The following is a 26,668-nucleotide window of genomic DNA, read 5'->3' as shown; positions in this document are numbered from 1 at the left end:
ACGCGGTACGCGCGCTCCGCGCGGAGGGTGTCCGGCGCGTCGCCGTCGCCCCGTACGTGATCGCCCCGGGCCGCCTGCCGGACCGCATCGCGGCGGGCGCGGCGGAGGGAGGAGCCGACGTCCTGGCGGAGGTACTGGGCCCGGCGCCGGAACTGGCGAAGCTGCTGCTGGCGCGCTACGACGAGGAGGGCGCGATACCGTCACCCGCACTGGCCCTGCACGGCCGCGCGAGCTGACATCGGGGAACAGGGGACACAGCGGACACCGGGGACTATGTCGTGAGACTGCCCGTACGAGTCCGCTTGAGCTCGAAGAAGTCCGGATACCCGGCCAACACCCGCACACTGTCGAAGAGCTGCCCGGCGGCCTCCCCGCGCGGCGCCGAGTTCTGCGACGGCCCGAACCACGCCGCCCCGTCGACGTGCGTCGTCGGCGTCCCCACGTACGCGTCGGCGGCGGGATCCTTCCCCCGCTCGTGACTGCGGCGCACGGCCTCGTCGTACGACGGATCGTGCGCGCACCGAATGGCCCCGCCTCACGGGCCATTTCTCCCCGCTTCCACCGGGCCGCTTCGCCGCTTCGCCGCTGCTCCGCAACCGCGCCGACGCCTACTCCGCAGCCGCGCCCGATGCCGCTTCGATGAGCGCGGCCAGTTCGGCGACGGACATCGAGCCCGGTCGCCGGTGTTCGCGGGCGAAGGTGTTGGCCACGCGTGCCAGCGTCTCGTTGACCGGGGTGGGGACGGCGTGCAGTCGCCCCAACAGGACGATCTCCCCGTTGAGATGGTCCGTCTCGATCGAGCCGGTGCCCCGGCTGAGGCTCTGCCAGGACGAACTCCCGTCGCGCCCTGAAGCCAGGTGGGGATCGAGGCCGAGGTGGTCGCCCCGTACCTCTGCCGCCTTCTCCGGGCTCACCGAGTCGATCCCGGCGGCCGACAGAACGGCCCGCCCCTCGTCGTACGCGCGCCGCTGGATCAGCCGCGCCTCATCCGTGTCCAGCGGCCCGGTCAGGGCCCCGAGGGAGTTGGAGAGATTGGCGAGGAGCTTGGTGTACTTCCAGCGCATCACGTCCGGGACGAGCGGCGCGAGGAGCGTGCCCTTCTCCAGACTCGCCGAGATCCGGCGGGCGGTGGCATCGATTCCCGAGGGGTACCGGCCGAGGTGCAGCATGCCGGTGTACGGCGCGCACGGGGCCACGACCTCGCCGGGATCGACGTGCGACGAGGGCAGCCAGACGCACATCCCGTAGACGTGGCGGAAGCGCCGCAGGGCGAGCCGTTCGTTCTCCACGCCGTTCTGCGCGCAGACCAGGGGCAGCAGTTCGCCCGCCGTACCGCCGCCCTCGACCGGCCGGCCGGACCAGGTGTCCAGGGCCGCCGCGCTGTCCTGGGTCTTCACGGACAGCAGCAGCACGTCGTCGGGGCGCAGGACGAGCGTCTCCGGGCCCTCCACGACCGGCAGCCGGTGGACGCGCGTGCCGTCGGGGGTGGTGAGCCGCAGGCCGTGGGTGCGCAGCGCCTCGTAGTGGGCGCCCCGGGCGACGAGGACCACGTCCTGCCCGGTCTCGGCGAGCCGTCCGGCGATGCTGCCACCGACCGCTCCCGCTCCGATGACGATGTGGCGCATCCTGACTCCGTTCGGTGGTGCTGCGGGTCGGAACCGTACTGACCTGAGAGGTCCCCCGCGCGTCGAGCATAGGCGAGGCCCCCGTCACCGTATGCGCGTGCTCGCCCTCACCGTATGCGCGTGCTCGCCCTCACCGTGGGGGCGTGCCCCAGGGGACGTCGTCCGCCGTCTCGTCGCCGAAGACCGTGCCCTGGTGGAAGTAGAGCCTCCAGGTGTCGTCGGTCAGCCGCCACAGGGAGCTGCGGTGGGCGCGCCGGCCGTTGGAGTCGGTGTCGAAGGTGAGGTGGACGACGTCGGGGGCGAGTTGGGCGCCGCGCATCGCGGAGGCGGTGACCGGGCGGACCGGGCTGCGGGTGCGCAGGACGTCGATGAACGAGTCCCGGTCCCAGATCCGCCCCGAGGAGCCGAACGCCCTGAAGTCGGGATGGAGCAGTTCCGCGAGCAGTTCGGGGGACGAGTTCACCGCCGGGTCGAGGAAGCGCAGTTCGGCCTCGACGGCGCCGGTGACGGCGGACGTCAGCTCAGTCACGGGTCAGCTCCACCAGTTTGACGACGGTGTTCCAGTTGCGGCTGGTGGCGGTGACGCCCTTGAACAGGGCCGGTCTGCCGAGGGCCTCGGCGAGTTTGGAACGGCCGAGCCCGTTGGGGGCGTACAGGTAGAGCGCCCGGTCGCCGAGCCGGAACTCCTCCGGGAGGTAGCCGGCCGGGTCCAGGGACGCGAGGCGTTCCGGGTCCACCGGCGCGGAGAAGAAGGTGACATGGAGTTGCTTGCCCTCCAGGGTGTCCGCGGGGAACGGGCAGGCGTCGGCGACGGCACGGAGATATCCGCCGTCCCGCACCACGCAGTCCACGGTGAATCCGAAGCGGTCCTCGATGGCCTGTTCCAGTGCGCGGGCGACGGCGTCCTCGTCGTCGGAGGCGCTGGTGAAGACGGCGTTTCCGCTCTGGAGATGGGTGACCACGTCGTCGTGGCCCAACCCCGAGAGCAGGGTGCGGAGGTCGGCCATGGGGACGCGCTTGTGGCCGCTCACATTGATTCCGCGCAGGAGAGCCGCGTACGTCGTGGTCATCAGGCCACGATAAAGGCGGCCGGGGCGCCTGGTGGGGCAACGTGCCCGGCCGGGCCGGACACCGCGTCCCGGAGTGGTGGCGGAGGTCGGTGTAAGGGGCCTGTATCGCGTGGGTCAGGGACGGACCCCGTTCGCAGGGAGGAGAGTGCCCCCGCCCCGCTCACCGGAGAGCAGGAGGAGACGGCCGGAACGCGCCCCTAGCGTGGAACCACGGAGGACGGCGGCGCTGTGCCGCCTTCCCGCACGAGGGGGCTGGCCCGTCATGGGGAGAACTGGGGAGGGTCCGCGCGGCATCGCCGCCCGGGCCGGGAGTTGGAGCGCCCGCCACCGCTGGGCGGCGGTGGGCATCTGGGTGCTGTTCGTCGTGATCGCCATGGGGCTGGGCTCGGCGGCGGGCCGGGTGGATGTCAAGGAGAGCGAGCAGCTCTCCGGCGAGGTCGGGCAGGCGCAGCGGATCATCGAGGACGCGGGACTCAAGGAGCCGGTGGGCGAGTCGGTGCTCGTCCGGGCCACTGACAAGGGAACGACCTCGGAGGCGCCGGAGTTCCGGCAGGCCGTCGCCGCGGTGGTCGAGGCGGTGGACCGTACCGGCCGGGTGGCCGAGGTGACCTCGCCGTACGACTCCGGGACCATATCCAAGGACGGGCGCAGCGCCCTGGTGCGCTTCGACATCCGCGGGGACCCGGACACGGCGAGCGAGCGGGTCGAACCGGTGATCAAGGCGGTCGCGGGGGTCCAGGAGAAGTACGAGGGCCACCTGCTGATCGCCGAGATCGGCGGGGCGAGCATGGGCAAGACCTTCGACGACGCGTTCGGGGACGACTTCAAGCAGGCGGAGTTGTCGGCGGTGCCGGTGGCCCTGGGCATCCTGCTGATCGCGTTCGGCGCGCTGGTCGCGGCGCTGCTGCCGGTGGCGCTGGCCCTGACGGCGATCCTGGCGACGACCGGGCTGATGGCGATCGTCAGCCACTACCAGCCGATGAGCGACACCGCGGACTCGGTGATGTTGCTGGTGGGGCTGGCGGTGGGGGTCGACTACTGCCTGTTCTACCTGCGGCGTGAGCGGGAGGAGCGGGAGGCCGGGCGCGACCCGGAGACGGCGCTGCGGATCGCGGCGGCGACGAGCGGGCGGGCGATCGTGGTGTCGGGGGTGACGGTGTGTGTCGCGATGGCGGGCATGCTCTTCACGGGTCTCGCGGAGTTCCAGGCGATGGGCCTGGCGTCGCTGATGGTCGTCGCGGTCGCGATGGTCGGGTCGGTGACGGTGCTTCCGGCGCTGCTGTCGCTGCTCGGGCACCGGGTGGAGCGGGGCAGGGTGCCGTTCCTGAACCGCGCGAAGCGGCGGGGCGGTCACGCGGGTGGGGCGCGCGGCGCTGGCTCCGGTGGCTCCGGTGAGAGCCGGTTCTGGCGGGCGGTCCTGGAGCGGGTGCTGCGCAGGCCGAAGGTCTCGCTGGTGATCGCGGCCGGCGCGCTCGCGGCGATCGCGCTGCCCGCCGTGGGCATGAACACCCAGAACCTCACGCTGGACCAGGAGTTCGGCGACCGGCTCCCCATCGTCCGTACGTACGAGCTGGTCAACGAGGCGTTCCCGGGCAGCGCCGAGCCGGCGGAGGTGGTGGTCGAGGCCGCCGACATCAACGCGGAGCCGGTGCGCAGGGCCATCGCGGACTTCCGCTCCCAGGCGGTGAGTTCCGGCGCGTCCCGAGGACCCGTGGAGGTGGTGACCCACGACGCGGAGAACGTCGCGATCATCACCGTGCCGCTGGTCGGCGGGTCCGACCAGGACCGGGCGGAGAAGAGCCTGGCGCTGCTGCGGGACACGGTCCGCCCCGACACGTTCGGCGAGGTGTCGGGCGTCTCGGCACCGGTGACCGGCCAGGTCGCGGGCTCGAAGGACTTCAACGACCAGATCGTGGGGGCGGTCACCCCGGTGTTCGCCTTCGTGGTGGTCTTCGCGTTCCTGCTGATGCTGCTCTGCTTCCGGTCGCTGACGATCGCGGTGACGTCGATCGTGCTCAACCTGCTGTCGGTGGGGGCCGCGTACGGGATCCTGACGATCGTCTTCCAGCACGGCTGGGGGGCGTCGCTGGTGGGGGCCGAGGGGGTCGGCGCGATCATCTGGTGGCTGCCGCTGTTCCTGTTCGTGATCCTGTTCGGGCTCTCGATGGACTACCACGTCTTCGTGGTCTCCCGGATCCGTGAGGCCCGCATGCAGGGCCGTACGACCCGGGACGCCATCACGCACGGCGTGGTGACGACGGCGGGGGTGGTGACCAGCGCGGCGGTCATCATGGTGGCGGTCTTCGCGATCTTCGGCACGCTGTCGATGCAGTCCATGAAGCAGATGGGCGTGGGCCTCGCGGCGGCGGTCCTGATCGACGCGACGATCATCCGGGGGGTGCTGCTCCCGGCGGTGATGGCGCTGCTGGACGACCGGAACTGGTACTTCCCCCGCTGGCTGTCCTGGCTGCCCGACCTGACGCACGACGAGAGCGTGGCGCCGGAGGGCCTCGCGCGGAAGGACACGGACACGGATACACGGGACACGGACACCCAGGTCCCGGCCCGGACCTGACGGCCCGGGTCGCACGGTACGGCCGGGACCAGGACGCGTCCCGGTCCCGGCCGTACCGCACCCGCGTCACACCTTCCCGCCGCCGGGCGCGCCTTCGGGCCCGTCCGGCGGCAGCATGTCCTCGATCAGGTCCACCGCCCGGCGCGTGCCGCCCTCCGCCGCCATCTCCGCCGCGATCTCCCGCAGCCTGCGCGCCACCTCCGGGTCCGAGGCCACGGCGAGGACCGCCTCCCGCAGCGCCTCCGGCGTCGCGTCCGCCGTGTCGAGGCGCCGGGCCACCCCCAGGGAGACCAGCGTGTCGGCGTTGCCGAACTGGTCCACCGCCTGCGGGACCGCGACCATCGGGGTGCCCGTCGCCAGCCCCTCCTGGCTGCCGCCCGCGCCCGCGTGCGTCACAAACGCGTCCGCCTGCCGCAGGACGGACAGCTGCGGAACCCAGCGGTGGATCTCCACGTTCGCCGGTACGTCACCCAGCTCGGCCTCGTCCACGAACGCGCCGATCTGGAGCACGACGTGCCACCCCGGCAGCCCCCCGAACGCCTCCACACACGCCCGGTAGAACGCCGGCTGCTTGGTGAACGCCGAGCCCAGCGACACCAGAAGCACCTTCCCGGCCCCCTCGGGCCGCCGCCACTCCCCCTGTTCCGTACGGTCCCCCTGGCAGGCGCCGACAAAGGTGAAGACGGACGCGTCCACCTTCTCCGCGTACGGCTGGAGCACCCGGGGGATCAGGACGAGCGAGCGGCCGGGCCGGGCCACCAGCCGGTCCCGGTCGGTGTGGTCCATGTGGTGCGCGTCGAGCCACGCCGTGAACCGGGCCAGGTACGCCCGCCCCCGCTCCGTCGACTCCAGCTCGGCGGTCATCGGCGCGGCGACCTCCTCGTACCCGTCCCAGGCGACCATGTTCGGCGAGAGCTGGACGTACGGCACACCCCAGCGGTGCGCGAGGACCGGCGCGGGGTAGGACGTGATGTCGCTCAGGACCAGGTCGGGGCGGTCGTCCTCGAACGCCTCGGCCAGCTGCGGCAGCGCCTGGATCGCGTCGTCGAGGAACGGCTCGACGTTGTCGATCAGTTCCGTGCCCCAGGCCTCGGGGTCCGCGTCCGGCGGCGGCAGGAGAGACGTGTAGATCACCGGCCGGGCACCGGTCGCGGCGACCTTGTCGGCGAAGACGGCGGGGATCGCGTAACTGACCCGGTGTCCCCGGGCGACCAGCTCACGGATCACCTCCAGACTCGGGTTCACGTGCCCGTGGGCGGCGATGGAGAACATGGCGACATGGGCGGGCTCGGGTGAGGGCTTGGGTGCGGTCATGGCCGGACCCTAGGCGAGACGAGACGTCTCGTACAACTCAATTCCGCACGCCCGCCTCACCTCTGATAGCGCGCCAGCACCAGATTCCCGTCCTCCACCAGCCTCTTCTCCAGCTCCTCCCGGTCGATCGCCCCGCTGTAGTACTCCTGGAGCGCCGGCGTCGCCACCTTGTCCTTCCACTCCGGGTATCCGCGCACCGACTGGGCCGGGGCGGACCGCAGATCGCGCGCCAGCGCCGCTCCCGTCGCCCATCCGTCCTTCGCGGTGCGCAGCGAGGGATCCGCGAGCGCGCGGGTCCCCGTCGGCAGCATCCAGTCGCCCTTCGCCAGCCGCACCATGTTCGACGGCTGGAGCAGGAAGTCGATGAACCGCACCGCCTCCTTCTTGTACGGGCTGTCCTCGGCGACCGAGAGCGTCTGCGGGCTCACCCCCTGGGCCAGGCCCCCACCCTCCCCCGCCGGGGCGGGCAGCACCGTCCACTCGAAGCCCTCGGGCGCCTGCTGGATGATCTGCTGACGGTACGAGAACCCCAGCGGGACCATCGCGTAGACACCGCCGAACAGCCCCGGCAGGGTGTCGGACCCGCCCATCCCGAGCGTGGTCCCCGACGCGCTCCTGTCGGTGTTCACCTGGGCGCGGACGGTCTCGGGGACCACCGCGTCGCCGTCGGTGAAACGGACCGTCACCTTCCCGTCCGCGCCCCGGTGGAAGAGCCGGCCCCCGGTGGACAGCCCCAGGTTGAGCGTCGCGGACACCGGATCCTTGAGCGGCCAGGCCACGGCGTACTTCCCCGGGCCCATCCGCGCGGTCAGCTCCTTGCTGATCCGCCGGAACTCGGGCCAGCTCCACGGCCGCTCGGGCGTGGGGACGCGCACCCCGGACGCGTCGAGAACCTTCTTGTCGGCGATCAGGACCCGTGGCTCCTGGAGGAACGGCACCCCGTACACCCGGTCCCCGAACGTCGTCGTGTCCCAGCTGCTCCCGGGGATGTCCTCCCGCAGCCGCGCGGGCAGCAGCGGGCCCAGATCGGCGAGGTAGCCGCCGTACGCGAAGTCGGCGAGGTCGTCGGAGGCGTCGTGGATGATGTCCGGCGCCTCCCCGCCCTCGAAGGAGGTGAGGAGCTGGTCGTGGACGCTGTCCCAGCTGCCCTGCACGTACTCGACGCGGATGTCCGGGTGGGCGGCGTTCCACTCCGCCACCAGTTCCTTGTTGACCTGGACCGATTCGTCCTGCCAGGCCAGGGACTGGAAGCGCAGGGTGATCCGCCCGTCGTGGGAGCCTCCCCCGCCGGAACAGCCCGTGAGGAGCAGCGCCAGGACCACGACGGCGACGGCGGCTCTGCGCATCCGCATCAGCTCTTCACCGCCCCGGCGAGCATCCCGCCCGTGATCCGCCGCTGGATGACGGCGAAGATGACGAGCGAGGGAAGGGTCGCGAGGAACGCGGCGGCGGCGAGCGGCCCCAGGTCGGCGACCCCTTCCGCGCCCAGGAAGTGGGTGAGGATCACCGGAAGGGTCTGTTTCTCCGGGGACTTGAGCAGGACAAGGGCGAAGAAGAACTCGTTCCACGCGGTGATGAAGGCGAACAGCGCCGTGGCGACGATGCCGGGCAGCAGGAGGGGCGCGGTGACCGAGACGAGCGTACGGAGGCGGCCCGCGCCGTCCACGGACGCGGCCTCCTCCAGCTCGACCGGTACGGCCCTGACGTACCCGACCAGCATCCAGAGGGCGAACGGCAGCGACCACACGACGTACACCATCACGAGGCCGGGCACGGAGTTGATCAGGTGGAGGTTCTTGAGGACCAGGAACAGCGGGATGATCAGCAGGACGAACGGGAACGCCTGGCTGACGACCACCCAGCCCGTCGCCGCCGCCGCGAGTCTGCCGCGCGTGCGGGCCATCACGTACGCCAGGGGCGTCGCGACCACCACGGCGATCACGGCGGCGGACAGCGCGGCGCCCAGGCTGTTGCCGGCGGCCCGGACGAGCGGCTGTTCGTCGAAGGCCTGGCGGAAGTTGTCGAGGGTCGGGTGCTCGGGGATCCAGGTGGGGTGGAGGCTCGCCAGCTCCCGGGCCGGTTTGAACGCGGTGGAGATCAGCCAGAGGAACGGGAAGGCGAGAAAGACGAGATAGCAGAGAAGCGCGGCGTACTGCCCGGCGCGCGCGGGCCCACGGGTGCGGACGTTCATCCGTTCTCCCCTTCCCGGAGCCGGCCGACCAGGTGGAACGCGAGGATCACCGAGATCACGGCGACCATGACGCAGCCCATGGCGGCGGCGTAGCCGAACTGGCCGTAGCGGAATGCCTCCTCGTACGCGAAGAGCATCGGCAGCCGGGTACGGCCGCCGGGTCCGCCGCTGGTGAGCACGTACACCAGGGCGAAGGAATTGAAGTTCCAGATGAAGTTGAGCGCGGTGATGGCCAGCGCCACCGGGCGGAGGGCGGGCCAGGTGACGGTACGGAACCGGCGCCACGCGCCCGCGCCGTCGAGCGCGGCGGCCTCGTGCAGTTCGTGCGGGGTGTTCTGGAGTCCGGCGAGCAGCGCGACCGTGGTCTGGGGCATTCCGGCCCAGATCCCGACGACGATCACGGCGGGCAGAGCGGTGGCGAGGCCCGTCAGCCAGTCGCGGCCGTCGCCCAGTCCGGTGTCGCGGAGGGTCTCGTTGAGGATGCCCGCGTCGGCGTGGTAGACGAGCCGCCACATGATGCCCACGACCACCTCGGGCATGGCCCACGGGATGATCGCGAGGGCACGGGCCAGCCAGCGGAAGCGGAGGTTCTGGTTGAGCAGCAGGGCCAGTCCGAGGGCGAGCACGAACTGCGGCACGGTGACGCCGACCGCCCATAACAGCCCGATCCGGAACGAGTCCCAGAACAGCGTGTCGTGCAGGAGGTCCTGGAAGTTCAGCGTCCCGATCCACTGGGTGGGTGCGGTGCGGCCGGACTGCGCGTCGGTGAAGGCGAGCGCGACCCCGTACAGGAGCGGTCCCACGCTCAGCACCAGGATCGGGATCAGCGCGGGCAGGACCAGGAACCAGGCTCCGCGATCGGCTCCGGGCTCGGGGCCCTTCTTCCCGGTCTTCTTACCGTTCTTCTTGCCGGACCGCGCCGTCGCGGTCGCGGTCGCCGTTGTCACGGATTCGACTCCTTCGGGCGGCTCGGGAGTGCGGTGGGGGGTGCCCCGGCGGCCTCCGTCATCGTGCGGACGAGCCTTCCGTTCGTCAAGGTGGCCTGCGCGGATGCGAGACTTGCCGGTCGGGCTGACCGTGACGGCGGCCGGAGCGAGGAGATCGAAGGATTCATGGACGAGGCACGGGCACAGGACATCCTGGCCGCGGCGGGGCTGGCCCGCGACGCGGAACTGCTGGCCTTCGGCGAGAACGCCGTGTTCGCGGCCGGCGACCTGGTCGTCAAGGTCGGCCGGGACGCCACGCGCGAGCCCGAACTGCTGGACCGGGCGCGGCAGGAGGTCTCCCTCGCGTCCTGGCTCGCGGAGGTCGGCATTCCGGCGGTACGGGCGGCGGAGCCGGAGGCCCGTACCGTCGACGGCCACCCGGTGACCCTCTGGCACCGGCTGCCCGACGCCGTACGCCCGGCGGGCCCCGCCGATCTGGCGTCCCTGCTGCGCGCGGTCCACGCCCTGCCCGCGCCCGCCTTCGCCCTCCCCCGCCGGGAGTTGCTCGGCGGGGTGGAGCGGTGGCTGCGGCTCGCGGGCGACGCCGTAGACCCGGCCGACGCCGCCTTCCTGCGGGAGCGCAGGGACGGCTTCGCCGACGCGGCGGCTGCCCTCGTCCCGCATCTCCCGCCGGGCCCGATCCACGGCGACGCGCTGCCGCGCAACGTCCATGTCGGCCCGGAAGGGCCCGTCCTGGTCGACCTGGAGACCTTCTCGGCGGACCTGCGGGAGCACGACCTGGTGGTCATGGCCCTGTCCAGGGACCGGTACGGCCTGGCGCCCGACGCGTACGACACCTTCACCTCCACGTACGGCTGGGACGTGCGTGACTGGCCGCACTGGACCGTACTGCGCGGCGCCCGCGAGACGGCGAGCTGTGCGTGGGTCGCTCAGCACGCCCCCACCAACCCGAAGGCGGCGGAGGAGTTCCGCCGCCGGGTCGCCTCGCTGCGGGACGGGGACCCCGAGGTCCGCTGGTACCCGTTCTGAGGACTGAGGACCGGTCAGCCCACGCGCGCGCCGTGCGGGACGAGCGGCCAGGCCGGCTCGATGTACGCCGAGGGATTCGACGTACGCCGCAGATAGCTCTGGAGCGAGGCGGACTGCTCGGCCGCCGCGCGCACTTGGAGCGCGTGCAGGTCCGCGAGAGGAACGCTTCCTATGGAGGGGTGCCTCTCGCCCATACGGCGGGCCGCCCGCGCCGCCGCCACGGCGTCGGCCCGCGCGTCGTGCGCGTCGGCCAACTCCACGCCGTAGTGCGCGCACAGCGCCTGGAGCGTGCGCTTGCCCTTGCGGTACTGGTCCGCGTGCTTGTCGAGCACCAGCGGGTCGATGACCGGCGAGGGGTCCACCCCCAACCGCGCCACGAGCGGCTCGATCCCGTGCCTCCGGCACTCCCGGTCCAGCAGCGACAGGTCGTACCGCGCGTTCATCACGACCAGCGGTACGCCCGAGCGGAACACCCGCGCCACCGCCTCCGTGATCTCCTCGACCGCCGGCGCCGCCGGCACCCCGTACCTGCGCGCCCGGTCCGTGGAGATGCCGTGGATCGCCGACGCCTGCTCGGGGATGGAGATCCCCGGGTCGAGCAGCCACGTCCGCTCCTCGCCGACGCGCCCGTCCGGCTCCAGCCTCACCAGCGCGGCGGTGACAATGCGATCACTCTCGATGTCCGTGCCGGTGGTCTCCAGGTCGAACGCGACCAGCGGCTCCCCATGCCAAGTCATCGTGATCCCTCCCTCGTCAAGCGGTGGCGCTTCCCCCATGTCGGCGCTTTCCCCGTCGAACCACCACCCTGCCACCCGCCACTGACAACGCATCGGGCCCGAGAGGTCCCGAGAGCGGTCCGCGCGGCTCAGGACACCGGGCGGGAGTCCGCCCAGACCGACTCGAACTCCTCGCGGTACGTCTGGAAGAGGCCGTGTTCCTGTTCCTGGCCCGCGCGGACCACCTCGCGGCCGCCTCCCCGCAGGACCAGGACCGGGGCCTCCATGCCGCGGGCCCGGCGCAGGTACGACTGGACCACGGCGAGGCCGTCGGGGCCGTCGCCGTCGACCAGGTAGGCGGTGAAGCGCGGGGTCTCGTCGAAGACGTGGATCTCGAAGGCGCCCGGGTCGCGGAGCTTGGAGCGCACCCGCCGCATGTGCAGGATGTTCATCTCGACCGTGCGGCTCAGCTCGCCCTTCCGCAGGCCCAGTTCGCGCTCGCGCCGCTTGACCGCGCTGCTCGCCGGGTTGAGGAAGACCAGCCGTATCCGGCAGCCCGACTCGGCGAGCCGGATCAGCCGGCGCCCGGAGAAGTTCTGCACCAGGAGGTTCAGGCCTATACCGATGGCGTCGACGCGCCGGGCCCCGCCGAACAGGTCCTCCGCCGGGATCTGGCGCTGGAGCCGTACCCGGTCGGGATGGACGGAGACGACGTCCGCGTACCGGTCGCCGACCAGGTCCTCCACCGCGTCGACCCGCAACCGCGCCGTCGAGGGGATCCCGGCGCCCCCGCCGAGGATCTCCAGCAGCCGGGCCGAGGCCCGCTCCGCCTGCGCGAGGACCGTCTCGGAGAGCGCCCGGTTGCGCGAGACGACGTTCCGCGCGACCTCCAGCTCGTCCAGGGCCAGTTCCACGTCACGCCGGTCGTCGAAGTACGGCTCGAAGCAGGGCCAGTGCTGGACCATCAGCTCCCGCAGCTGCGGAAGCGTCAGGAAGCTCAGGACGTTGTCGTCGGCCGGGTCCAGGAGATAGCCCTTGCGCCGCGAGACCTCCCGTACGGCCACGGCCCGCTGCACCCACTCCTGCCCGGCGGGTCCCGCGGCGGCGACCACCCACTCCTCGCCGTGCACCGGTTCGTAGATGGGCCTCAGCACGGCGGCCACGACGGACCGCAGCCGCTGCTCGACCAGGTTCAGCCAGATGTAGGCGCGCCCCGCCCGCTGCGCGCGGGTGCGGACCTCACTCCAGGCCTCCGCGCCCCAGTCCAGCTCCGCCCCGATCTCCATCGGTCTCGCGAGGGAGACCGCCCCGGGCGGGATGTCGCCGGACTCCCCCTCGTGACTCGCGTCACCGGGGGGTAGCTCCAGGCCTCCCGAGCTCACCCGCGCACCGCCTTCATCTCCCCTTCAACGATCAAGGAAGGTTACTCCGCCGACGGGAGCCGGTGCAGCCCGATGGGCAGGCCGGTTTGCCAACTCCCTTGATCAGGTTGGCCGTTCCCACCGGCAAGATCGGACGGAGTGAGATGATTCATAGGGATAACGCCCGGTGCGCACCTCCCCCGTCACCGTCCCGGCCGGACGGCGGCGCGCGGGAATCCGGGTCCGCGATCCGGGCGACGGCGCGGAACGTCACGTTGACTCGGGCAAGAATCCACCCGGTTCCTAGGTGGTAACGCGAGTTTCGGGGAAGATCTGTCTTCAAGTGACCCGCAGCACCCGGATCAGAAATGGAAGAGTTGTATCTATGCAGGTCTGGCCGGGACAGACGTATCCCCTCGGCGCCACGTACGACGGCGCCGGCACCAACTTCGCGGTCTACTCCGAGGCCGCCGACCGGATCGAGTTGTGCCTGCTGCACGACGACGGTTCAGAAACGGCGGTGGAACTGCGCGAGAGCGACGCCTTCGTCCGGCACGCCTACCTGCCGGGCATCATGCCCGGACAGCGGTACGGCTTCCGGGTGCACGGACCGTACGAACCGGAGCGGGGGCAGCGGTGCAACTCCGCCAAGCTGCTCCTCGACCCGTACGCCCGTGCGATCAGCGGGGCCGTCGAGTGGGACGAGTCGGTGTACGGCTACCACTTCGGCAAGCCCGACTCGCGCAACGACATGGACTCCGCCCCCCACACGATGACCTCCGTCGTCGTCAACCCGTACTTCGACTGGGGCGACGACCGGCTCCCGAGGACCGAGTACCACAAGACGGTCCTGTACGAGGCCCACGTCAAGGGCCTCACGATGCTCCACCCGGAGCTGCCCGAGGAACTGCGCGGCACGTACGCGGGGCTGGCCCACCCGGCGGTGATCGAGCACCTGACGGAGCTGGGCGTGACCGCGCTGGAGCTGATGCCGGTCCACCAGTTCGTCAACGACCACCGCCTGGTGGACGCCGGTCTCGCGAACTACTGGGGCTACAACACGATCGGCTTCTTCGCCCCGCACAACACGTACGCCTCCTGGGGCGACCGGGGCGAACAGGTCCTGGAGTTCAAGCAGGCGGTCAAGGCGCTGCACCAGGCGGGCATCGAGGTCATCCTCGACGTCGTCTACAACCACACGGCGGAGGGCAACCACCTCGGCCCGACGCTCTCCTTCCGTGGCCTGGACAACGCGCAGTACTACCGGCTCGCCGAGGACCAGCGCTACTACACGGACACCACGGGGACCGGTAACTCCCTGCTGATGCGCAGTCCGCACGTGCTCCAGTTGATCATGGACTCGCTGCGGTACTGGGTGACCGAGATGCACGTCGACGGGTTCCGCTTCGACCTGGCGGCGACCCTGGCCCGCCAGTTCCACGAGGTGGACCGGCTGTCGTCGTTCTTCGACCTGGTGCAGCAGGACCCGGTGGTGAGCCAGGTGAAGCTGATCGCCGAGCCCTGGGACGTCGGCGAGGGCGGCTACCAGGTGGGGAACTTCCCGCCGCTGTGGACGGAGTGGAACGGCAAGTACCGCGACACCGTACGGGACCTGTGGCGGGGCGAGCCGAGGACGCTGGCGGAGTTCGCCGGCCGGCTCACCGGTTCGTCGGACCTCTACCAGGACGACGGGCGCCGGCCCCTGGCCTCGATCAACTTCACCACCTGCCACGACGGCTTCACCCTGCACGACATGGTCTCGTACAACGACAAGCACAACGAGGCCAACGGTGAGGACAACCGGGACGGCGAGAGCCACAACCGGTCGTGGAACTGCGGGGTGGAGGGCGAGACCGACGATCCGGAGATCATCGAGCTGCGCAACCGCCAGATGCGCAACTTCATCGCGACGCTGATGCTGTCGCAGGGCGTGCCGATGCTGAGCCACGGTGACGAGTTCTCGCGGACGCAGGGCGGCAACAACAACGCGTACTGCCAGGACAACGAGGTCTCCTGGGTCCGCTGGCCGGAGCCGGGCGCGGAGACCGACCGTACGATGCTCGAATTCACCCGGGCCATGGTGTGGCTGCGGCGCGACCATCCGGTCTTCCGGCGGCGGCGCTTCTTCCACGGCCGTCCGGTGGAGGGCACGCACGACGACCTGTCCGACATCTCGTGGTTCACGCCGGAGGGCGGCGAGATGACGCAGGAGGACTGGCAGGCGGCCCACGCCAAGGCCATGACGGTCTTCCTGAACGGGCACGCGATCTCCGAGCCGGGGCCGCGCGGTGAGCGGATCTCGGACGACTCGTTCCTGCTGATGTTCAACGCGAGCGCGGAGGAGCTGGAGTTCGTGGTTCCGGTGAACCACGGGCGGCAGTGGCAGGTCATGGTCGACACCGGCCGGCCGGAGGGAGTGCCTCCGGGGCAGGGCGAGAAGGTCGACGGCGGTGAGCGGATCACGATGATCGGCCGCAGCCTGACGGTCCTGATGCGCCCGGCGTGACGGTGGCCGGGCGGTGAGCGGGGCGGTGGGGGCGTAATGCGGTTGCCCCCGCCGCCCCGCGGTGTTCTCGTGGCCGGATGAATCACGACGAGGTACTCACCCTGTTCGACCGGCGTATGCGCCGGGACGCGGCACCCGACAACTCCGGCGCCGTCGTCGAGCACACCGGCGGGGTGGTACGGCAGAGCGGCGGCCCGCACGACTGGAACGGGGTCCTCTGGTCGGACCTGGACGAGGAGTCGGCCCCGGCGGCCGTCGCCGCGCAGGTGGCGCACTTCGGCGCGCTGGGGCGCGAGTTCGAGTGGAAGCACTACAGCCACGACCGCCCGGCCACCCTCCCCGGCCTTCTCCTGGCGGCCGGTTTTGTCCCCGAGCCCGCCGAGGCCCTGATGGTCGCGGAGACGGCGGCCCTGACGGCCCCGGTCGAGCTGCCCGAAGGCGTACGACTCGTCCCCGTGACGGACGCGGCCGGGGTGGAGCTGATGGCGACGGTCCACGAGCAGGCGTTCGGCTCGGACGGCGGATGGCTCAGGCAGCGGCTCCTCGCCCAGCTCACCGAGACCCCCGACGAGGTGGTCGCGGTGGTCGCCATGGCGGGGGACGTACCGGTGAGCGCGGCACGCATGGAGCTGCCGCCCGGCAAGGAGTTCGCCGGGCTGTGGGGCGGCGGTACGGCGAAGGAGTGGCGCGGGAAGGGCGTCTACCGGGCGCTGGTGGCCCACCGGGCCCGGATCGCCGCCGCGCGCGGCTACCCCTACCTCCAGGTCGACGCATCCGACGACAGCCGCCCGATCCTCCACCGGTTGGGATTCGTACAGCTGAGCATCACCACGCCGTACGCCCACAAGCCGTAGGCTCTACGGCGGCCGGGTGATCGCGGAGACCCCACCGGGCCCGTCGTCCGGCCGTACGCATGAGCCGGTGACGGTGATGACACAGAAGCCCAGAACCGGGGTACGTACGATCGTATGACGCCCACCGCGACCTACCGGCTCCAGCTCCAGCCGGACTTCCCCTTCTCGGCGGCGGCCAAAGCCGTGCCCTACCTCGCCGCGCTCGGCGTCTCGCACCTGCACCTCTCGCCGGTGCTGGAGGCCGTTCCCGGCTCGGCGCACGGCTACGACGTCGTCGACCACTCGACCGTACGCGCGGAACTCGGCGGTGAGGACGGCCTGCGGCGGCTGGCCGGCCGGGCCCACGAGTACGGCCTCGGGATCGTCCTCGACATCGTCCCCAACCACATGGCGACCGCGCCCCGGCACAACAAGGCCCTGTGGGAGGTGTTGCGTGAGGGCCGCGACTCGCCCTACGCCCGCTGGTTCGACATCGACTGGGACGCCGGTGCCGGCAAGGTGCTGCTGCCCGTCCTGCCGGGCCCGGTCGGCGACGAGCTGGCCGCCGGCGAGCTGCGCGTCGAGGACGGGCAGCTGTGCCACGGCGAGCAGCGCTTCCCGCTGGCGGCGGGCACCGAGGGGCTGCCGCTGCCCGAGCTGCTGGACCGTCAGCACTACCGGCTCGCGTGGTGGCGGCTGGCCCGTACGGAACTCAACTACCGGCGGTTCTTCACCATCTCCGAGCTGATCGGGGTACGGGTCGAGGACCCGGAGGTGTTCGACGCCACCCACGCGAAGATCCTGGAGCTGGTACGCGACGGTGTCGTGGACGGGCTGCGGATCGACCACCCGGACGGGCTCGCCGACCCGGAGGAGTATCTGCGCCGGCTGGACGAGGCGACGGGGGGCGACTGCTGGACGGTCGTGGAGAAGATCCTCACCGGCGAGGAGCCGCTCCCCGCGAGCTGGCCCGTCGCCGGGACCACCGGCTACGACGCGCTGCACCGCATCGACGGGGTCTTCACCGACCCGGTGGGCGCGCGGGCGCTGGAGGACCTGTACCGCACGGTCGCCGCGCCGGCCGGGGACCGGGGCGGGTACTGGGACGGTACGGTGCGCCGGGCCGCGTACAAGGTGGTCATCCATGAACTGGCCGCCGAGACCGCGTTCCTCAGCCGCGCGGCGGAACGAATCTGCGCCGCGGACCCCGCCCTGCGCGACCACGCGCCGTGGGCGCTGCGCACCGCGATCCGCGAGCTGCTCGTCCGGGTGCCGGTCTACCGCCCGTACACGACGGCGGGCGGCCCGAGCCCCGACGCGGCGGAGGCGGCGGTCTCCGACGAGGCGGTACGGCAGGTGAAGGCGGCCTTCGTCGTGTCGCGCGAGTCGTCGGCCGTGGACGTGGTACGGGAGCTGGCGCTCGGCCGGCTCGGTACGGGCCCCGACCACGTGGCGTTCTGCGCGCGCTTCGCCCAGACGTCGTCGGCGCTGCGCGCCAAGTCCGTGGAGGACACGGCGTTCTACCGCTATGTGCCGCTGATCTCGGCGAACGAGGTGGGCGGCGATCCGGGCGATCCGGCGGTGAGTCCGGAGCGGTTCCACGCGTACTGCGCCCGGCTGGCGCGGGACTGGCCGACGACCGGGACCGTACTGACCACGCACGACACCAAGCGCAGCGCGGACGTACGGGCCGGGATCGCGGTCCTGTCCGAGTGCCCGGAGCGGTGGGGCGACCTGCTGGAGCGGGTGACGGGCGTGGCGGCGCCGGACCCGCAGATGGCCTGGCAGGCGTGGCAGACGGCGGTGGGGTTCACGCCGGCGGGCGAGATCCTGGAGGAGGGCGACGGGGCCGGGCGCGGCTTCGGCACCGATCCGGAGACGGCGGCGGCGGGGGACGTGGAGGCGGCGGAGGCGTCCTGGCCGGACGGCTCGCGGATGGTCCCCGCGCTGCTCAAGTCCGTACGGGAAGCGGGGCTGCACACCAACTGGACGGAGGGCGACCCGCTGTACGAGCGCGCGGTGACGGACTTCGTGGAGGCGGGGCCGGCCGGTCCGGCGCGGCGGACGGTCGCGGCGTTCACCCGGACGCTCGGCCCGTACGTACGGGCGAGCGCGTTGGGCGCGGCGCTGGTGCACCTGACGATGCCGGGCGTCCCCGACCTGTACCAGGGCACGGAACGGGAGTACGTGGCTCTGGTGGACCCGGACAACCGGGCGCCGTTCAGGACCGGGCCGCCCGACGAGAAGACGGTGGTGACGACGGCGGCCCTGGGGCTGCGCCGGGAGCGCCCGGAGGTCTTCGGCGCGTCGGGGACTTACGTACCGCTGGAGGCGAGCGGCCAGGCCGCCGATCACTGCCTGGCGTTCTGCCGCTCGGGCGAGGTGGTCACGGCGGTGACCCGGCTGCCCCTGCGGCTGGCGGAGGCGGGCGGCTGGTCCGACACGGAACTGGTCCTGCCGCCCGGCCGCTGGTCGGACGCGCTAGCGTCCCCGGCCCGCGAGTTCGAGGGCGGCGTGCCGGTCCTCGTGTCGGAGCTGTTCGCGGACCGTCCGGTGGCGCTGCTGAAGACCGTACGGTCGTAGGACGGGGGTTGCTTCGGGAGGAGCGGTCCCGGCCGTCGTGGCTGTCCGGTCATGCGTCCGGTCATCCTTCCGGTCATCCCTCCGCGAGGATGTGGGACAGCTCCGTGTCGAGGTCGAAGTGGCGGTGCTCGGTGCCGGGCCGTACCAGCGCGTCGGTCCGGTCCAGGAACGCTCCGAGCGCCCCCTTCGGGGCTTCGAGGAGCGCTTCTCCTTCCGGTGAGGCCAACACGACGCACACGACGTCCCGGCCGTGACTGCGGGACGGGTAAACACGGACGTCACCGGTGCCGGTGGGCCGGGACAGTCCCTCGGCGAGCAGGTCGCGCGGGAACACCCACTCGACGGTCTCCCCGCCCCCGATGTGGAAGGTGGCGTGGACGGCGAAGGGGTCGGCCGCATCGTAGCCGAGGACCGTCGCCACGGGCTGCCGGTCCTCGGCCGACACCGCCAGGTGCAGGAGCAGCTCGCAGGTGACGCGGGTGCCGGTGTCCTCGGCCCCCCGGTCGCGCGCCGGTGACCTCGTTCCGCCGAAGACGGAACATCGTCCCCGGGCCGCCGCCACGTGCTGAGGGGCCTGGGGGAAGAGCCGGAGGTAGGGGAGTTGCAGGCCGTCGCAGTCGTCGGTGAAAGGACAGCCCCCGCACGCCTGGAGTTTGGCGCCGACTTCGCCGCGTAAGGTCGCGGAACTCGCGAACGGGGACACACCCAGCATCGTCCGCCGCGACGAGACGGTATAGGTGGGCGGAAGACCGACCGCCGACGACATGCACGGGGGTACGTTCGCCACGGAGACCGGGACGGCGCCTGCCGCCGTCTCCACCGCCGCCGACACACGGTCCACGAAGGTGGTGAGGCTGGGCAGCGTCGTCTCCACGTTGTCGTACGCGGCCCCTTCCACGATCGGGAACGAATAGCGGACCGACGCACGCGGTGCGACGCGGCGGACCAGGTCGGGGAAGTCCCCGGCCTCCTCCGCGTTCTGCGCGCAGACCACGAAGTTGACCTCGGTGACGACCCGTTCGTCGGAGGCACGCGCGGCCAGCGCGGTCAGGGCGCGCAGCGCGAGGTCGAAGCTGTTCGCGCGGCCCGCGATGCCGTCGTGCGTCTCACGGCGCGCGCCGTGCAGGGACAGCAGGACGTGCGTCACCCCGGACTCGACCAGGTCGTCCAGGTATTCAGGGTCGGAGATCCGATGCCCGTTCGTCTGGAGCCCGATGGACCCGAATCCCTTGGCGGAGGCATGTCGTACGAGGCCGGGCAGGTCCTTGCGGAGGGTCGGTTCGCCCCCGGTGAGGACGACACCTCCCAGGGTGGGGATGGCGGCCGCCTCTTCGAGAGCACGTACCGCCTGCTCGTGGGTGAGTCTCGGTTCGTGCCGGATCCACTCCGTGTAGCAGAACGCGCAGGCGCTGTCGCACTGTCCGCCGAGCGACAGGGACAGCCAGGTGGGATCGGTCAGGTTCCCGAACATCGGGAGGGCCCGGGTGTCCCCGGCCGGCCCCGGAGCGGAGGCGGGCCGCAGCCCGGTCACCGCGAACCGGGTCAGCGCCGCCGACACCTCGTCGTCGGGCAGCAGGTGGGGGTCGATCTCGTCGCGCTTCACGTGGACGACCTGGCCGGACGGCAGCGCGGTGCACTCAACCGTCGTCCGGTCGGGATCGTGGTCCCCGGGGGCGGACAGGAGGACGGACCGGAGCGCGTGGAGCGGCACCAGATGAAGGCGCCGGTCGTCGTGGGTCAGCAGCAGGAGTTCGCTCGTCGTCACAGGGGTTCCCTCGTCGTCAATGGTGGCGTGGGGCCCACTGGGGCATGCGGTGATTGCCGACCAGCTTCACGTGATCCCCGGATCGCAGACCTGCCATGGCCAGGTTGAGATAGTCGATGAGTGGCTTGTCCCCGGCGACCAGCGTCCAGTCGTACGCGTGGGTGTCGTCCGGAATCAGCCGTTCGGCCAGGAGCCGCGCCACCGTCCCGACCGCCGAGAACCGGTTGGCCTCGACGACGAAGACGGCGTCCGACTGGCGCATCCGGAGTTCGAAGAAGATGTGGTTCTCTTCTTTGGCGTGGCGTTCCCGAAGGCGCGTCGCTTCGTCGGGCAGCAGAAGGAATTCGCAGCCGTCCTTGAGCCGTTTCCGGAGTTCTTCCGGAACGCGCGGGTCCTCCGCCCTCCGAAGGGCGACGGCCGCGTCCGACACGCCCGCCAGAACCAGTCCGGCCGGATCGACGCCCGCGCGGTGGATCAGCTTCGGCACGTGCGCGTCGGGCAGACCGTGGACCGTGACCATCGACACCCCCTGGGAGAAGGCGTCCTCGACGGAACGGCCGAAGGCGAGAGCACGGTAGAAACCGGCCGCGAATTCGATCGCCGAGGCGTCGCCGACCGGCTCGGTCATTCCGATCACCGCGTCGGCGTGCTCCGCCAGGGTTTCCGCCTGGGCCGCCGAGTAGCACGCGTTCAGTACGATCACCTGGAGCCACTGGCGGAAGTGGGAGAAGATCGCGCTCAGCGCTTCCCGGCTCACTTCCTGGCTCGCTCCCGACGACGTCTCCAGGACGATCCGGCCGGCCGTACCGTGGCCGATGAAGTGCACCACGTTCGGCTTGAAGGAGTTGAGCTGGTAAAGGAGTTCGTCCACCGTGACGGCCCAGGCGGACCGGACGAGGAACTGATCGGCGGTGTCGCCCTCCCGGATCCTCTCCTCGATCCTGCGGGTCTCCTCGCCGAGCCGCAGCGGATGGGTGTCACGCGGATTGGCGGCCAGGATCAGTAACTTGATCAAGTCTCCTTCTCTCCCCGACGGTTGCCGACGGCGGGTCCAGCGATGGACGCCGCTCTCTGTCAACGACTGGCGGGAACTCCGGTCACATGATCGGGCGAACAATCTGGCCGCCAGGGCTGACGAGCAGGGTCCGTGGGGCTCTGACGATCAGTCCGGCCGGGACGGGCCGGAAGCCGTCCGCCCAGCGCAGGGCGGGCATCGCCGCCAGCAGGGCCCGCAGGCCGTGTTCGGCCTCCAGGCCCGCGAGCAGTACGGCGGGGCAGGAGCCGGTGCCGAAGGTGAGTTGGCCGGGGTCGGTCCGTGCCAGGTCGAAGCGGTCGGGGTCGCGGAACCGGCCGGGGTCCCGGCCGGCCGCCCCGATGAGGCAGGCGACCTGGGCGCCGGCCGGGAGGGTGCCGCCGGTCACCTCGACCTCGGCGGAGGTACGGCGCAGCACGACCTGCACGGGCGGGTCGCGCCGCAGGGACTCGGCCCAGGCCTGCGGGATCAGCGCGGGCCGTTCGCGCAGGAGCGCGGAGAGGCCCGGCTCCCCCAGCACGTTGGCGAGGAACGACGCGAGGGCCGTCTCGCGGACGGCGGTACGGGAGGCGCACGGTCCCGCCGGGGCGGTCTCCGCGCGGCGGCGTACGAGACGGGACAGGTCCCGGCCGTCCCGGCAGGCGCCGCCGACGGCGGTCGCGAGCGCCCCGGCGGGCAGCCACCGGCAGAACTCCTCGACGAGGTCGGCCCGCCCCCGCCCGGCGATGCGCCGCGCGAGCACGTACGCGGTGCGCTCGACCACCTCCCCGAGCCCGCGCTCCGGCAGTACGGGGTGGGCGGCGCAGTCCGGGTCGCCGGGGCGGTGCCCCTGGGTGAAGCGGGGGTCGGTGAGGGCGAGGGAGACATCGGCGTACCGGCTGACGAGCCAGACCCCGAGGACGGGCTCGTAGGCGAGGGGGGAACGCTCGCGGAGGGTGCGGTAGAAGGGGTACGGGTCGGGCACGGCTCCCCGTAGCAGCACCCGGGGCACGCGCCGCCCCCCACCGGCGGTCCGGGCACGGGCCGCAGCGCTCTCGCCGGGACCCCCACGAGGACTCCCGGTGAGACTCCCGTCAGAACTCCAGCCAGGGCTCCCGGTGGGACTCCCGGTGGGACCCCCACCAGCGCTCCCGCCGGGACTCCCGCCAGGCAGAGCCACACGCGAGGCACCCGGGCACTCCGCCGCGACTCCCCCGGACCACCCCCTCCCGCCGGCCGGATCCACCCCGGTCGTCGCGCTCACGCTGGCGGACGGGTCGACCGGCATGTGGGCCCCCTGACCGGGCGGGCGCGCCTGCGGACGGGCGCGGTTGCCCCCAGCCGACCACCGTCCACGCCCCCGCGCAGTCGGCGCGGGGCCGGACGGGTGACGTACGGGGCCGGTCGGCCGTACGGGGGGGCGCGGACCGATCGCCGCCACGCGAGGAGCGGTGTGTATAACACCCGCGTCACATGACCGGCCCGGACCGGTATCGGCGCGCACATTCCGCCCCGTGACGGGCGTCCGCGTGCTGAGATTGACCAACACGCTTGACTCTCGGGGGAGTTGGACAAGGTTGAAGCCGTCGTGGCGAGTACGTGACGTGGTACGCGATGTGGTGGCCGAGCGCGCGGCGCACGAGCTGCCGCTCGTCGACGGGCTGCGGGAGCTGAACGACGAGCGGGTCGTCCAGGTCCTCTCCGGCGGGGGCCGTCGCAGAGAAGCGCTGGGGTTCGGTTACGCCGAGGCGGCCACGATGATCACCCCGGTGGTGTGGCTGGTCCTCGACCAGGTGGCCCGCCGGGGCGTCGACGCGGTCACCGACGCGGTCACCGACAGCGCCGTACGGAGAAGCCGGCGGGGGTTGCGCCGGCTCCTGCGCAGGGGCTCGGCCGACGAGCCCCGTACCCTCACCGAGCTGGACCGCGCCCAACTGGCCGCCGTACGGGCCCGCGTGGTGGAGCGGGCGACCGCGCAGGGGATCTCCGGCGAGCAGGCCAAGGCGCTGGCGGACAGTGTGGTGGCACGGCTGGCGACGGGCGACCCGGCGCCGGACGCACCGGACGCACCGGACGCGTCCGCCTCGGCGGGGTCGCCGACCGCCACACCCACCCCGGACCCGTCCACCCCGGACCCGTCCACCCCGGGCCCGTCCACCCCCGACACGCCGACCGCCCCGTAGTGAGTACGGCCACCGAGGACCCCGTGGAACCCGCCGGTCCCGGCGGCGACCGGGCGGACACCGGAGGGCCCGGGACCGGCCCCGCAGGCGGCGGGCGCGCCGAGACGGGCCTCCGCTTCGCGCTGCTGATGACGGTCGTGACGGCGGCCAGCATCACCATGCTCAACAACGCGCTCGCCCCCACTCCCAACGACACCCCCGGGGACTCGCTCGGCTGTCTGCTCGCCGCCGGCATCGACCCCGACGGGAAGAACCTCACCAACACCCTGGTCGGCACGGCCCGTCCCGAAGCGCTGCGGGAGTGCCTGTCCGGTGTACCGGAGGTGGAGTACTGGAAGGGAATGGTCGCGACGGCGGCCCTGCTCGCCGTCGCCGCGCTCGTGTTCTGGTGGCTGCCGCGCTGGCGCGAGCGGTGGCACCGTACGCTGCCGATCGCGACCGTGGACCGGGACGGCGGGCTGGCCGCCGAACTCGCCGAGTTGCGCGAGATCGCGGGGATCGACCCGCGCGTACGGTTCCGTGTCGACCCGGCGCGGACCACCGCGGGCGCCGTCGTCTACGGACGCGCCGGGTTGTACACCGTATGCCTGCACAACGGTCTGCTCGTCAGGCGCGGCACCGACCCCGAGGGCTTCCGGGCCGTCGTCCTCCACGAACTCGCCCACCTGCGCAACAGGGACGTGGATTTCGCGTGGTCCAGTACGGCGCTGTGGCGCGTCTTCGTCCTCCTCGCGCTGCTTCCCTTCCTCTTCACCACCGGCCGGATCCTCGTCACCGGCCTGTCGGGCAGGAGCAGTTCGCCGTTCTGGCCCGGCGCCGCCTCGCTGCTCACGTACTCCTTGCTGAGCGGGCTCGTCCTGGTCGCGCTGGTCCACCTGACCCGTGCCGACCTGCTGCGACGGCGCGAACTGCACGCCGACGCCCAGGCCGTCACGTGGGGCGCCCTGCCCGCGGGCTGGGATCAGCCGGAGGGGCCGCGCGCCCGGCTCAGGCGCGTCGGCCACCTGCTGCGGACCCATCCCGGATGGGCCGAGCGCAGGGCCGCGCTCCGCGACCCGGACCGGCTGTCCGCCGTCGGGACCCCGCAGATGTTCCTCACCGGTGTCGCCGGATCCCTGCTGGTGAACGCACTCGAAGTGATCCCCCGGCCGGCCGAGCTCGGCGGCAACGCCTGGCTGACGGCCGCGCTCGTGGCGCCGGTGCTCTGGCTCGTCCTGAGGCGTTCGGTCCTGCGCGCGACGCGCCAGGAGTCGGGGTTGCGGGCGGGCCTGTGGCTCGGATGCGGGCTGCTGGTGGGCGAGTGGGTGAGCGGCAGCACCAGCGGCAACGAGTGGGTGGCCACGGAACCGGCGTACCTGCTCGCGCTTCCGCTCGTCGGAGCCGTTCCCGCCGTGTGGTCGGCCCAGAGCAGCCGGCTGGAGGCGGCCCTGCGCGGGCGGGGGCCGCGCGTGCTCGCCGGACTGCTGAACGGGCTGGTGACCCTGGTCCTGCTGTGGGGCGGACTGCGGTGGTGGCAGGCGTCGGGCCGGTTCCAGGCGATGGGCATGACGACCGAGTTCGACGGCTTCCGTACGTTCGTGACACAGAAGTACCCGGGTCCGTGGCAGGACTACGCCTGGGAACTGTCGACCGCCACCGCCGCGCTCCCCACCCTCGTGGAGCTGAACAGAAGTACGCTGCTGGGTGTCGCGGCGGTCCTGATGGTGCTCCTCCCGCTGTGTCTGCACGCCCGCCGCCCCGGGTCGGGGCTGCGCGTCCGGCGCACGCTGGCGGCCGGGGCAGCGGGCGGGCTGCTGTGCTGGGCGGCCTTCGCCGTCGTCTCGTACGCGCTGCACTCCGGCCGCCCCGGCACTCTGGAGGAGCGCGCGGGGGCGTTCCAGTACGTACAGCTGTGGTGGTTGCTCCTGACCGTCACGGCCGCGTGCGCGACGACCGCCGCGTGGGTCGCGGGCGCGTCGAGGCAACACTGGCTCCTGCGGGCCCTGTTGGCCTCCCAGGTGGTCCAACTGCTCGGATACGCGGGGATCTTTTTCGCGGTCTCGGCGGACGGCTGCCTGGGCCCGATGGATGTGTACGGCTCCAACTGCCACTGGCTGCCCGCCAACGGCCGCATCATGGTGAAACTGGTCCTCACCGATTCGGTCACGACCATCCCCCTCTTCTCGGCGTGCGGAGCGCTGGTGGGCGCGGGGGTGGTACGCGGGGTACGGCGGTGGTACGGGAAGTCGGCCACTCCGCGAGCCCTCACGCCGCGAGCCCTCACGCCGCGAGCCTTCACGCCGGCCGCCGCCCCCGGAGTCGTACCGGCCACCCGCACATGGCCCGCGCTGATGAGCGGCGGCCTGGCCCTCGCCGTGAGCCTGACCCTCCTGGCCTCCACCGCCGTCCTCCACGCGGACGGCCGCCCGGACACGTCGTCGTCCGCCCCGTCCGAAGAGACCCGAAAGTTCCTGGAGCTGCTGGACACCCCACCGACGGCCCGGGCGGCGAAGATACGGGAGTGGCAGGCGCTCGCCTGGCTCAGCAAGGGCGGCCTGACCCGGATCGGGCGCGTCTCCGACGCCTTCCTCGCGCTCGCGGACGCCCTGCGCGAGGCGGGTGACCAGAAGCCGGGCGCCAACGGGAAGATCCGCTTGGACTCGAAGGAGTTCAGCCGTCTCTGCTCCGACGTGGCCAAGGAGGCCGGGGCCGCGCAGGCGTACTTCCGCGTCCCTGACGCGGACCTCCAGAAGAAGTGGTCGAACGCGCTTCACCGCCTCGACCGGTCCGGCAAGGCGTGTGTCTCCGCACTGGCGGACGACACGGCCGCGACCGGCGAGAACGGCGGCGACGCCTTCCTTCTGTCGCTCGACGACATGCCCGCGGCGGTGAAGGAACTGACGCTGGTCCTGACGGAGTTGCACGCGAGGGCGGCGCTTTCGTGACAAGGGCCGCGCCTTCGTGACACGGCGGCGCGGG

At 72.1% G+C, this 26,668-nt stretch carries 20 protein-coding genes and 2 pseudogenes; 8 read left to right on the top strand and 14 right to left on the bottom strand.

Annotation, left to right across the window (positions count from 1 at the left end; all coding sequences use genetic code 11):
• Nucleotides 1-236, top strand: a 236-nt coding sequence (locus tag GT042_RS19210) for a CbiX/SirB N-terminal domain-containing protein (protein WP_272925733.1), incomplete at its 5' end; no start/stop codon positions are given.
• A gap of 35 nt (nucleotides 237-271) precedes the next feature.
• Here GT042_RS19210 and GT042_RS19205 read toward each other — a convergent pair.
• The 4 genes and pseudogenes from GT042_RS19205 to GT042_RS19190 form a co-directional block, all read right to left on the bottom strand.
• A pseudogene (locus GT042_RS19205) lies at nucleotides 272-517 on the bottom strand (disulfide bond formation protein DsbA); the annotation flags it as partial.
• 91 nt (nucleotides 518-608) lie between these two features.
• On the bottom strand, nucleotides 609-1,625 hold the full coding sequence (locus tag GT042_RS19200) for a ketopantoate reductase family protein (RefSeq protein WP_161309952.1): 1,017 nt from the start codon (nucleotides 1,623-1,625) through the stop codon (nucleotides 609-611).
• A gap of 130 nt (nucleotides 1,626-1,755) precedes the next feature.
• Nucleotides 1,756-2,154: a nuclear transport factor 2 family protein gene (locus GT042_RS19195; protein ID WP_161309951.1), complete on the bottom strand. Its 399-nt coding sequence runs from the start codon at nucleotides 2,152-2,154 to the stop codon at nucleotides 1,756-1,758.
• On the bottom strand, nucleotides 2,147-2,695 hold the full coding sequence (locus tag GT042_RS19190) for a DUF1697 domain-containing protein (RefSeq protein WP_161309950.1): 549 nt from the start codon (nucleotides 2,693-2,695) through the stop codon (nucleotides 2,147-2,149). Before GT042_RS19190 ends, GT042_RS19195 begins: the two co-directional genes overlap by 8 nt.
• A gap of 262 nt (nucleotides 2,696-2,957) precedes the next feature.
• On the opposite strand from GT042_RS19190, the gene GT042_RS19185 reads away from it, so the two are divergent.
• A complete protein-coding gene (locus GT042_RS19185) occupies nucleotides 2,958-5,270 on the top strand; it encodes an MMPL family transporter (protein WP_161309949.1) in 2,313 nt (770 codons plus the stop codon).
• Between the two features lie 66 nt (nucleotides 5,271-5,336).
• Here GT042_RS19185 and mgt read toward each other — a convergent pair whose 3' ends face one another.
• The 4 genes from mgt to GT042_RS19165 are packed head-to-tail and all read right to left on the bottom strand — an operon-like array spanning nucleotide 5,337 to nucleotide 9,722.
• Nucleotides 5,337-6,584 carry a macrolide-inactivating glycosyltransferase gene (gene mgt / locus GT042_RS19180; protein ID WP_161309948.1) on the bottom strand — a complete coding sequence of 416 codons (1,248 nt, stop codon included), beginning with the start codon at nucleotides 6,582-6,584 and terminating at the stop codon, nucleotides 5,337-5,339.
• Between the two features lie 56 nt (nucleotides 6,585-6,640).
• Nucleotides 6,641-7,936 carry an extracellular solute-binding protein gene (locus GT042_RS19175; RefSeq protein ID WP_161309947.1) on the bottom strand — a complete coding sequence of 432 codons (1,296 nt, stop codon included), beginning with the start codon at nucleotides 7,934-7,936 and terminating at the stop codon, nucleotides 6,641-6,643.
• Nucleotides 7,936-8,775, bottom strand: coding sequence for a carbohydrate ABC transporter permease (locus tag GT042_RS19170; protein WP_161309946.1), 840 nt, complete (start codon nucleotides 8,773-8,775; stop codon nucleotides 7,936-7,938). The genes GT042_RS19175 and GT042_RS19170 overlap by 1 nt, the downstream gene beginning before the upstream one ends.
• The gene (locus GT042_RS19165; RefSeq protein ID WP_161309945.1) at nucleotides 8,772-9,722 is read right to left on the bottom strand and encodes a sugar ABC transporter permease; all 951 of its coding nucleotides are present in this window, start codon (nucleotides 9,720-9,722) and stop codon (nucleotides 8,772-8,774) included. Before GT042_RS19165 ends, GT042_RS19170 begins: the two co-directional genes overlap by 4 nt.
• Before the next feature lie 165 nt (nucleotides 9,723-9,887).
• Here GT042_RS19165 and GT042_RS19160 point away from each other — a divergent pair, with 165 nt between their 5' ends.
• Nucleotides 9,888-10,751, top strand: a complete 864-nt coding sequence (locus GT042_RS19160) for an aminoglycoside phosphotransferase family protein (RefSeq protein WP_161309944.1) — start codon at nucleotides 9,888-9,890, stop codon at nucleotides 10,749-10,751.
• A 14-nt stretch (nucleotides 10,752-10,765) separates the two neighbouring features.
• On the opposite strand, the gene GT042_RS19155 is transcribed toward GT042_RS19160, so the two are convergent.
• Both GT042_RS19155 and GT042_RS19150 read right to left on the bottom strand, forming a co-directional pair.
• Nucleotides 10,766-11,488, bottom strand: coding sequence for a 3'-5' exonuclease (locus GT042_RS19155; RefSeq protein WP_161309943.1), 723 nt, complete (start codon nucleotides 11,486-11,488; stop codon nucleotides 10,766-10,768).
• A gap of 128 nt (nucleotides 11,489-11,616) precedes the next feature.
• Complete coding sequence (locus GT042_RS19150; protein ID WP_161309942.1) at nucleotides 11,617-12,849, bottom strand: SAV2148 family HEPN domain-containing protein; 1,233 nt, start codon at nucleotides 12,847-12,849, stop codon at nucleotides 11,617-11,619.
• 364 nt (nucleotides 12,850-13,213) lie between these two features.
• Between GT042_RS19150 and glgX the strand changes: the two genes are divergently transcribed.
• The 3 genes from glgX (at nucleotide 13,214) to treY (ending at nucleotide 18,750) form a co-directional block, all read left to right on the top strand.
• Nucleotides 13,214-15,334, top strand: a complete 2,121-nt coding sequence (gene glgX, locus GT042_RS19145; protein ID WP_161309941.1) for a glycogen debranching protein GlgX — start codon at nucleotides 13,214-13,216, stop codon at nucleotides 15,332-15,334.
• Nucleotides 15,335-15,411: 77 nt separating this feature from the next.
• Nucleotides 15,412-16,188, top strand: a complete 777-nt coding sequence (locus GT042_RS19140) for a GNAT family N-acetyltransferase (RefSeq protein WP_161309940.1) — start codon at nucleotides 15,412-15,414, stop codon at nucleotides 16,186-16,188.
• 114 nt (nucleotides 16,189-16,302) lie between these two features.
• The gene (gene treY / locus GT042_RS19135; RefSeq protein ID WP_161309939.1) at nucleotides 16,303-18,750 is read left to right on the top strand and encodes a malto-oligosyltrehalose synthase; all 2,448 of its coding nucleotides are present in this window, start codon (nucleotides 16,303-16,305) and stop codon (nucleotides 18,748-18,750) included.
• Between the two features lie 73 nt (nucleotides 18,751-18,823).
• Here the strand turns inward: treY and GT042_RS39215 are convergent, their stop codons facing one another.
• From GT042_RS39215 to GT042_RS19120, 4 genes and pseudogenes are all read right to left on the bottom strand, one after another.
• A complete protein-coding gene (locus tag GT042_RS39215; protein ID WP_237530946.1) occupies nucleotides 18,824-19,213 on the bottom strand; it encodes an SsgA family sporulation/cell division regulator in 390 nt (129 codons plus the stop codon).
• Between the two features lie 558 nt (nucleotides 19,214-19,771).
• A pseudogene (locus GT042_RS39210) lies at nucleotides 19,772-20,221 on the bottom strand (radical SAM protein); the annotation flags it as partial.
• Between the two features lie 310 nt (nucleotides 20,222-20,531).
• Nucleotides 20,532-21,593: a CHAT domain-containing protein gene (locus tag GT042_RS19125; protein WP_345943834.1), complete on the bottom strand. Its 1,062-nt coding sequence runs from the start codon at nucleotides 21,591-21,593 to the stop codon at nucleotides 20,532-20,534.
• 19 nt (nucleotides 21,594-21,612) lie between these two features.
• Nucleotides 21,613-22,512: a cytochrome P450 gene (locus tag GT042_RS19120; protein ID WP_345943833.1), complete on the bottom strand. Its 900-nt coding sequence runs from the start codon at nucleotides 22,510-22,512 to the stop codon at nucleotides 21,613-21,615.
• Between the two features lie 619 nt (nucleotides 22,513-23,131).
• Here GT042_RS19120 and GT042_RS19115 point away from each other — a divergent pair.
• Nucleotides 23,132-23,710, top strand: a complete 579-nt coding sequence (locus GT042_RS19115; protein WP_202533159.1) for a hypothetical protein — start codon at nucleotides 23,132-23,134, stop codon at nucleotides 23,708-23,710.
• Nucleotides 23,710-26,634 carry a M48 family metalloprotease gene (locus GT042_RS19110; RefSeq protein ID WP_161309935.1) on the top strand — a complete coding sequence of 975 codons (2,925 nt, stop codon included), beginning with the start codon at nucleotides 23,710-23,712 and terminating at the stop codon, nucleotides 26,632-26,634. Before GT042_RS19115 ends, GT042_RS19110 begins: the two co-directional genes overlap by 1 nt.
• Nucleotides 26,635-26,668 lie beyond the last annotated feature (34 nt).

The sequence above is a fragment of the Streptomyces sp. SID3212 genome, from assembly GCF_009865405.1.
Classification (GTDB): domain Bacteria; phylum Actinomycetota; class Actinomycetes; order Streptomycetales; family Streptomycetaceae; genus Streptomyces.
Note: the sequence above shows the minus strand (reverse complement) of the source record. Positions and strands in the feature narration are given on the sequence as shown.

Bases quoted from the DNA above. Each gene is read 5' to 3' on its own strand.
- GT042_RS19190 (WP_161309950.1), bottom strand. From the start codon at position 2,695: ATGACCACGACGTACGCGGCTCTCCTGCGCGGAATCAATGTGAGCGGC.
- GT042_RS19185 (WP_161309949.1), top strand. From the start codon at position 2,958: ATGGGGAGAACTGGGGAGGGTCCGCGCGGCATCGCCGCCCGGGCCGGG.
- GT042_RS19200 (WP_161309952.1), bottom strand. From the start codon at position 1,625: ATGCGCCACATCGTCATCGGAGCGGGAGCGGTCGGTGGCAGCATCGCC.
- GT042_RS19170 (WP_161309946.1), bottom strand. From the start codon at position 8,775: ATGAACGTCCGCACCCGTGGGCCCGCGCGCGCCGGGCAGTACGCCGCG.
- mgt (WP_161309948.1), bottom strand. From the start codon at position 6,584: ATGACCGCACCCAAGCCCTCACCCGAGCCCGCCCATGTCGCCATGTTC.
- GT042_RS19140 (WP_161309940.1), top strand. From the start codon at position 15,412: ATGAATCACGACGAGGTACTCACCCTGTTCGACCGGCGTATGCGCCGG.
- GT042_RS19155 (WP_161309943.1), bottom strand. From the start codon at position 11,488: ATGACTTGGCATGGGGAGCCGCTGGTCGCGTTCGACCTGGAGACCACC.
- glgX (WP_161309941.1), top strand. From the start codon at position 13,214: ATGCAGGTCTGGCCGGGACAGACGTATCCCCTCGGCGCCACGTACGAC.
- treY (WP_161309939.1), top strand. From the start codon at position 16,303: ATGACGCCCACCGCGACCTACCGGCTCCAGCTCCAGCCGGACTTCCCC.
- GT042_RS19175 (WP_161309947.1), bottom strand. From the start codon at position 7,936: ATGCGGATGCGCAGAGCCGCCGTCGCCGTCGTGGTCCTGGCGCTGCTC.
- GT042_RS19160 (WP_161309944.1), top strand. From the start codon at position 9,888: ATGGACGAGGCACGGGCACAGGACATCCTGGCCGCGGCGGGGCTGGCC.